This window comes from Facilibium subflavum, assembly GCF_003574485.1.
Classification (GTDB): domain Bacteria; phylum Pseudomonadota; class Gammaproteobacteria; order Francisellales; family Francisellaceae; genus Facilibium; species Facilibium subflavum.
In genome coordinates, this window is sequence record NZ_QLIT01000237.1 from 1 (window position 1) to 957 (window position 957).

A 957-nucleotide genomic window follows, 5' to 3' on the forward strand; every position below is an offset into this window, starting at 1 on the left:
AAAAGCATAAGAATAACGGCCACATCTGGTCTGTAAAGTTCTGACAGCAAAAAAGTTTATTTTCTTAAGCGGGTAATTGATTTTATTGTTGCGGTTTTGGTGACTAATGTTTAACTTGGGGTCGGGAAGTTATTTTGTGCGCTTCCCATATGTTGTAGTGGCATGTTTCAGACAACACAACTGCACCATGCAGCCTGTTTTTTCGAATAACCACCGCATCTCCTTCATTTAAATCTACATAACTATTTGTTGGCCCACTGATAAATCGTAGGCAACCTTTGTTAACAACACATAACTCATCACCATCATGCACGTGAGTCACAGATAACTCGCCTCTTGGCTCTATAAGATAATTAACTTTTAAATTATTTTCATCCTGCAAAACGCGCTCTTTAATGCCCATACCGATCTGTTTATAGATATCTTTTTTGCTCATCCAGTCAAGTTGAGCACACAAGTCTTCTTCAGCCAGTTTCTGCAAATATATCGCACTTTCTATCCCTCTTACAATATGTGCAATAACGCCTTCTCCATATAAATCAATAGCGCGCATCACTATGTTATCATAAGCCATTTTCCCGTGATGAATGTCTATGTGTGCATGTTCCATGTAATACAGTGGCATTATCTCTTTACCCAATATGGTATTAATTAAATTTGCTACATTTTTACAATATGGAGAAAACGCATTTTCAGCATACGTAATCGCCCCAAAGTATTCAAAAACCTTGCTTGAATCCCTAGTAATGGAGTGAAAGTAGTTATTTGCCAATAATGTTGACGTAAGATAAAACTGCCAATAGCTGTGGCTTTGGTCTAACAGACCTATATTTTTCATTAAAATTTTAAAAAGTGTATTATGCTTTTTATCGTGTATGCCATAACCAAACTCATCTATCATGATTTTAAAAACTTCTGACTGAATTTGCCCATAGTCTCCTAGTACCTTTTCCATTT

Annotated in this window: 1 protein-coding gene; it reads right to left on the reverse strand. The window is 36.3% G+C overall.

The features are described from left to right. Nucleotides 1-103: 103 nt before the first annotated feature. Nucleotides 104-957: iron-containing redox enzyme family protein (locus DNK84_RS12130; RefSeq protein ID WP_119344754.1), on the reverse strand; the 854-nt coding region annotated here is incomplete at its 5' end.